At 56.7% G+C, this 6,563-nt stretch carries 7 protein-coding genes and 1 tRNA gene; 3 read left to right on the forward strand and 5 right to left on the reverse strand.

Translation table 11 applies throughout. From position 1 onward, the window contains the following. Window position 1 precedes the first annotated feature (1 nt). Both rfbA and BUA44_RS13185 read left to right on the forward strand, forming a co-directional pair. A complete protein-coding gene (gene rfbA, locus BUA44_RS13180; protein ID WP_072812910.1) occupies window positions 2-889 on the forward strand; it encodes a glucose-1-phosphate thymidylyltransferase RfbA in 888 nt (295 codons plus the stop codon). Between the two features lie 10 nt (window positions 890-899). Continuing rightward, a complete protein-coding gene (locus BUA44_RS13185; protein WP_072812912.1) occupies window positions 900-1,790 on the forward strand; it encodes a flavodoxin in 891 nt (296 codons plus the stop codon). A gap of 247 nt (window positions 1,791-2,037) precedes the next feature. On the opposite strand, the gene BUA44_RS13190 is transcribed toward BUA44_RS13185, so the two are convergent. Both BUA44_RS13190 and BUA44_RS13195 read right to left on the reverse strand, forming a co-directional pair. Next, window positions 2,038-3,822 (reverse strand): DNA repair helicase XPB, encoded by a 1,785-nt coding sequence (locus BUA44_RS13190; RefSeq protein ID WP_072812915.1) that lies wholly within the window; start codon window positions 3,820-3,822, stop codon window positions 2,038-2,040. A 110-nt stretch (window positions 3,823-3,932) separates the two neighbouring features. Next, window positions 3,933-4,005, reverse strand: a tRNA-Thr gene (locus BUA44_RS13195). A 118-nt stretch (window positions 4,006-4,123) separates the two neighbouring features. On the opposite strand from BUA44_RS13195, the gene BUA44_RS13200 reads away from it, so the two are divergent. Continuing rightward, on the forward strand, window positions 4,124-4,810 hold the full coding sequence (locus BUA44_RS13200) for a tetratricopeptide repeat protein (protein WP_072812917.1): 687 nt from the start codon (window positions 4,124-4,126) through the stop codon (window positions 4,808-4,810). Window positions 4,811-4,829: 19 nt separating this feature from the next. Here the strand turns inward: BUA44_RS13200 and BUA44_RS13205 are convergent, their stop codons facing one another. The 3 genes from BUA44_RS13205 to BUA44_RS13215 form a co-directional block, all read right to left on the reverse strand. Beyond that, window positions 4,830-5,813, reverse strand: coding sequence for a rhomboid family intramembrane serine protease (locus BUA44_RS13205; RefSeq protein ID WP_083579625.1), 984 nt, complete (start codon window positions 5,811-5,813; stop codon window positions 4,830-4,832). A 72-nt stretch (window positions 5,814-5,885) separates the two neighbouring features. Beyond that, a complete protein-coding gene (locus BUA44_RS13210; protein WP_072812921.1) occupies window positions 5,886-6,296 on the reverse strand; it encodes a hypothetical protein in 411 nt (136 codons plus the stop codon). Window positions 6,297-6,356: 60 nt separating this feature from the next. Continuing rightward, the coding region (locus BUA44_RS13215) for a hypothetical protein (protein ID WP_218587613.1) at window positions 6,357-6,563 on the reverse strand (207 nt) is incomplete at its 5' end.

The raw sequence follows: 6,563 nt of genomic DNA on the forward strand, positions 1-6,563 counted from the left end.
CATGAAAGGAATCGTTCTCGCCGGGGGCTCCGGCACAAGGCTCTACCCGCTGACCATGGTCACCAGCAAGCAGCTCTTGCCGGTCTACGACAAGCCCATGATCTACTACCCCCTTTCGACCTTGATGCTCGCGGGCATCCGCGAAATCCTCATCATCTCGACGCCGACGGACTTGCCGAACTTTGAACGCCTTCTGGGCGACGGTTCCGCGATGGGCCTCAAGCTCAGTTACAAGGTGCAGCCGAGCCCTGATGGCCTGGCACAGGCGTTTATCCTGGGCGAGGAATTTATCGGTAACGACTGCTGCGCGATGGTGCTGGGCGACAACATCTTCTACGGCAACGGCTTCAGCCCGCTTTTGAAGGCCGCGGTGAAGAACGCCGAGGAGAACGGCCGCGCGAGCGTGTTCGGTTATTACGTGGAAGACCCGGAACGTTTTGGCGTGGTGGAATTCGACGACAACGGCAAGGTGATTTCTGTGGAAGAGAAGCCGAAGGAACCCAAGAGCAACTACGCGATTACGGGTCTCTACTTCTACGACAACCGCGTGAGCGGATTTGCGAAGGCCCAGAAGCCGAGCGCCCGCGGGGAACTCGAGATTACCGACTTGAACAAGACGTACCTCGACAGGGGAGAACTTGACGTGAAACTCCTGGGCCGTGGCTTTGCCTGGCTCGATACCGGCACGATGGACAGCCTGATTGAAGCGGGCGAGTTCGTGAAGATGATCGAGAACCGCCAGGGCATCCAGATTTCCGCAGTGGAAGAGATTGCCTACGTGAACGGCTGGATCAGCAAAGAAAAACTGCTCGAGTCTGCCGCCAAGTACGGGAAATCCCCCTACGGTCAGCACCTGCGCAAGGTCGCCGAAGGGAAAATTAGGTATTAGGAGTAGCAATATGAAAAAGAAATTTGGCTTGATTCTTGTTGCGGTTGCGATGTGCGCGTTTACCGCCTGCAGCCAGGAAAGCGCTCAGTCCAAGACGGGCGAGAAGGGCGCGCAGCCCGAGGCGGCGGCCCCGCAGGCATCTTCGAAATCGCTTGTCGTTTATTACTCGCAGACGGGTGCCACCAAGAAACTCGCGGAAATTTTCCAGAAGGCAAAGAACGCGGACGTGTTCGAGATTGCGACGGTGACGCCGTACCCCTCGACATACGACAGCACGATAGCCGCAGTGGGCGCCCAGCGTGAAAGCAAACAGTGGCCCGCACTCGTGAACGCAAAGGCCGACCTTGCGAAATACGATACGGTGTATCTCGGATACCCGATCATGTTCGGGAGTTTCGCCCCGCCGGTCTATACCTTCCTCGACTCGAACGACCTTTCGGGCAAGGTGGTGGTGCCGTTCTGTACCTACGGGAGCGGCGGCCGCAAGGCATCTGCCGCAGAACTCAAGACGCTCGAGCCGAACGCGAACGTGACGCTTGCCTACGGGATTTCGAACAAGCGAATAACCGCGGAAAACGGTGCGGAAGTTGCTGCTAAGGAAGTCGAAGGTTTCTTCGCGGACCTTGCTACCGGCAAGACGGACGAGATGCTCATGGGCGGCTTTACCGACCAGAGGGCGCTTACTGCGGAAGATTCTGCGGTGTTTGCCGTCGCGACGAAGGATTACGCCTACTTGAAACTTGCTCCGTTGAGCGTTGCCACGCAGGTCGTCGCGGGTACGAACTACCTGTTCGTGTGCACGACAAGCGGGTTCAACCGCCCGCCGACCGAGACGATGGTGAAAATATTCAAGCCGCTCCCGGGCCGTGGCGAACCTGAACTCATCGTCATGGAAAAGTAGCCGACGCTATCGCTTGACGTAACTAAAAAAAATTAAGAACTAGGATTTAGATTCCTAGCTCTTTTTTTTTAATAAATTAGGTCGAAACAAGAAACGAGCAGAGTGAGGTCCTTACCTAAGTTTTGTTACGGAAACAAGTTTCCGACAAAACTTGGTAACGACATCCTTCGACGAACGGTTGGACAAGCCAACCTCCAGCGCTGAAGCGCAGAGTCTCAGTAGCCGCAGGACCGAAACTATGCGAAGTTTATTGCGAGACCCGCGCAGCTAGTTCTTCGGGCGTGCGCGCAAGAATATCCCAGTCGCCGCGCTTGATTATCTTGTATGCATAACCCTGTTCGGTGAGGAACAGTTGGCGGTTCATGGCGAATTCCTGTTCCTTGGAATCCTGCGTTACGATGCTGTAGAAGTGCGCCGCACCGCCGTCGCTCTTGGGGCGCAACACGCGGCCCAGTCGCTGGGCTTCTTCCTGGCGGCTTCCGAACGTTCCCGAAACCTGGATGAGCACGTTCGCGTCGGGCAGGTCGATGGCGAAGTTGCCGACCTTTGAGACCATCAGGTTCTTCTGGCTACCGTCGCGGAAGGCGGCGTACAGGCGTTCGCGTTCCTTGTTCGGAGTCTTGCCTGTGATGAGCGGGATCTGCAGGTCTTCGGAGAGGGCCTCGAGCTGGTCGATGTACTGGCCGATAATCAGCACGCGGTCGTCGGGCTTGTCGAAATGCTTGAGCAGGCGCTCCACGATGTCCGTCTTTTCGGGGTTCGTCGAGGCGAGCGTAATCTTCTCGCGGATGGGCGCGAGGGCGTATTTCATCTTGAGTTCCGCTTCCATCGGGATACGAATCTCGTTACAGTCGGCAGTGGCAATCCAGCCCTGCGCTTCCAGGATGCGCCACGGGATGTCGTACTTCTTGGGGCCGATAAGGCTGAAGACCTCCGTTTCCTTGTGGTCTTCGCGCACGAGCGTCGCTGTAAGGCCAAGACGGCGGGTCGCCTGCATTTCGGTACTCAGGCGGAACACCGGGGCGGGGAGCAGGTGCACCTCGTCGTAAATCATGAGGCCCCACTTCTGCTGGCTGAACAGCGGGAAGTTTGCGAGTTCCTTTTTCACTTCCTCGTCGCTCATTTCGAGTTCTTCGGTTGCGTTCGCGTTCTCGTCCTTCTTGACGCGCTTCCTCTGGGTCAGAATCTGGTAGGTCGCGACGGTTACCGGGCCGATTTCCTTGACTTCGCCGGAGTATTCCTTTACCATGTCTATGGTGAGGTCAGTCTTGTCGCAGATTTCGCGGATCCACTGGCGGCTTGCCGAAATGTTCGGTGTCAGGATGAGGGTTTTAGTTTGTACCAAAGCCATCGTGGCAAGGCCAATCACCGTCTTGCCCGAACCGCAAGGCAGCACGATTACGCCCGAACCGCCTTTCTCGGAACCGCTCGCATAGAAAATCTGTGCAGCTTCTTTCTGGTAGTCACGGAGGTTGAATTCCTTTCCGCCGAGGGTAGTCTTGCGCAGGTGGATGGGGAGCGGGTCGCCCACGGTGTAACCCGCGAGGTCCTCGACCGGGAATCCGGCGTTGGTGAGCGCCATCTTGATGTGGCCGCGGCGTTCGCCGTCCATAATGGCGTGCGTGTCGTCGATGAATTCCTTCACGTACTCGGCGACTTCGGGCAACTTGCAGATTTCGACGAACATGATCTTGTCGTCGGATTCCATGATGAGGTTGCCGCAATCGTCCATCTTGAGGCGCAGCAGGCCGTAGCGGGCCATGTAGTCCTCGATTTCGGTAATGACGCTTTGCGGGATGGGGTAGCGGCTCTGGCTTTCGAGGCGTTCCAGCACGTCGGGTGCGCGGAGTCCGGTCGCTGCGGCGTTCCAAAGGCTCAGGTGCGATATCTTGTATGTATGCAGGTGCTCGGGGCTCTTGACCAGTTCGGTGAAGGGAGCAATCGCGTCTCGTGCCGCTTCGTAGGAGGGGGAATCGACCTCGACCATGATTTCGAGGTTGCTCTGAACAATAATGGCGCCATTCGGATTCATAGGGCGCCAAATATAGTAAAAAAAGCGTTTTTTGGTTAGGGGGCGACCCGCGCGCGGACCATCACGGATAAAAGAAAAACCCCGGTTCCTTGCGGGAATCGGGGCTTTCGAGCCACCCAGCAGATTTGAACTGCCGACCTGCTGATTACGAATCAGCTGCTCTACCAGCTGAGCTAGAGTGGCATAGCGGGGTCAAAAATAGCAAAAGGGCGTTTTTTTGTCAAGATGGGGGGCCTTCAGTTGGCAAAGTCGGCGAGTTTTTCTATGTTTGGCTTACGAAATTTCAAAATGGAAGTCGAAAATGGCTAACGAATCTAACCAGAATAATTCTGAAATCAAGGAATTTTTTGTCCAGCACGGTACCAAGGTGCTCGTTGGGCTTGTCATTTTGCTCGTGGTTGTCGCGGGTATCGTCCAGTTCAGGGACAGCCGCAAGGCTGCCGCCATCGAACAGACCGAGCTCCTGGGCAAGGGGTACACCTACCTCTATGTGAACGACAAGGATAACGCCCTCGCCGAATTCGAGGCCCGTATCCAGGCCGGCGACGTGAAGGGACTCTCCCTTGCGAAGGCCGCTCTCTTTGCCGGCAACATCAAGTACGAGAAGGCCGACTACGACGGTGCTATCGCGCTGTTCCAGAAGTCCATCGACAATGCGGGCGATGTCGCGCTCGTGCGTTCGGCCGCCATCCACGGTCTGGCCGCCGCCAAGATGGAAAAGGGTGACCTTTCCGCTGCCGCAAAACTGCTCGAAGACTTCGTTAGCGAATTCGGCAAGCGTACGGGCGACAAGGAAGACCGTTTCCAGAAGGAAGAACCGCTCGACGAAACTCCGCTCGTTCCGGATGCCATGTGGAAGCTCGTTCTGCTCCACAACGAACTCGGCTCCAAGAACAAGGCGAAGAACGTTGCCGAACGTATCATCGAGGTCTACGGCGACAATACGCAGTACGCCGACAAGGCCAAGAAGTTCCTCGCGAGCATCTAGGATTTAACGGATTCGCGGGCTAGGCGAGTGCGAACTTCCAGCCGATAGCGAAAATCGCGAAATAGATAGCGACCCACACGAGATCAACCAGTTTGGTAGGCGTTCCCCAGCGGAGCGCCTTCTTTTTTGGGATGAACCCGCAGAAGAGCCCTGCGATAAACCCGTAGGCATGGCCGAGAATGTCGGCGTTTTCGCCAAGCCCGAGGAATACGGCGAGCGAGGCGGCGCCGCACAGCGGTGCGAAGCGACGGAGCTGGCCGTGCGTCTCCCTGGGCATGAGCCTGAATTCGATTACGGCAAGCGCCCCGATGGCGGCGAACACGAACGTGGAGAACCCGAGGGAACGGAAGTCCGTCTGCACGGTGAGGACGGTGCAGAAGTTCGCGAGCGCGCTTGCGACGGCAAGGAAGGGCGCCATACGGGCGAGCGGCGTGCGGTACGACAAGAGGGTGAGGACGATATAGCCCGATAGCAGGTTGCTTGCAATGTGGCGGGCGTCGCCGTGCAGTGTAAGGGCGGTGATGGTTCGCCACCACTGCCCGTGCATTACCTTGTCGGCATCGGAAAGGCCGAGGCTATGCATGCGGGCGACCTTGCCCGAAAAGTCGAGAAGCGTGCAGACCACGGGCACGAGTAGCACCCACGCGGGTTGCAGGCTCAGGCTGAGCGGCAGGGGCGGGTTTTCTTCCCTCGGGGGATTTTCCTTGCGGTAGAGCTCCAGCTGGTGCAATGCCTGCGGTTCGTGTTCCGGCTTGACAAAAATCTCGAACGGCCCTTCGGGGCTGCGTTCCAACCGGTGGACAATGCCCTGCGACAGCAGTACCAGGCTGTAGTCACGAATTTGTCTGTAAGTGCCCTCTGCGATGCGGGAGGATTCCTCGGGAACTTCCTCGGCGGGGGTGTCTACGGGCTTTTCGTTTTCGCTCGGTACTAGGTCCGCGCGATGCGGGGCCGAAGGGACTCGCATGTAGCGTGGGCGTAGGGGTGACATCAGGCGGGGCATGTTTTCAATATAGCAAATTGCCTTGTCGTGGAACTGTTGCGTGTTTTATTGCTTTGGCGGGGCCGCCGTGAGTCAGGGAACCGCCTTTTCGCTGTATAGGAGCGAGCACAGGAAAAGCCCTGTCGAGAATTCAAATCCTTCTAAATCGCCCTCCGTTTCAAGGCAGTCGGGCAGGTTGTAGAAAACGGTGCCTCCCGCGATTAGACTCTCGTCTATGAAGGTAAGGCCCATTATTCCCTTGTACTGCAGCGCTTCCCTCCGGATTCGGAGCGTGTTGGGGCATAGGCTGTCTGCAGGAGCGTTGAAGATGAACTTTTCCGATTCCCCGAAGTAAAGACAGTTCGTTGAACCGTCCTCCTGGGGCATGTCCATTTCCATGATGCCGTCAATACAGTTACCGCAGTCGTCACAACCGTCGAGAAGGGCTACGCAAACAATCAGGAATGCGGCTGCTGCAATTTTGCCGAAGGTGGGTCTTGCCATAAAATTTCCCTATATCTTACTATGATATCGTAGATAAAGGGAGTTTTGTCAAGTAAAAAGTTACCTGATGGCCATTGCTGTTTCGATGTGTTTTTTGGGGACGCCGATTGAGCGGAAGTATTCCGCAATCTTCTTGTCTCGGGCAGCGAATTTTCTTTTCGCGCGAGCTTCGCCTTTTGCCTCGCCTTCCTCGTATCCTTCGCGGCGGGCATAACTCATGCACGCATTGAATTCATCCTTGTCGATCATACCTGTCGCGACCTCCGT

It is taken from the genome of Fibrobacter sp. UWR3 (assembly GCF_900143055.1).
Lineage (GTDB): Bacteria > Fibrobacterota > Fibrobacteria > Fibrobacterales > Fibrobacteraceae > Fibrobacter.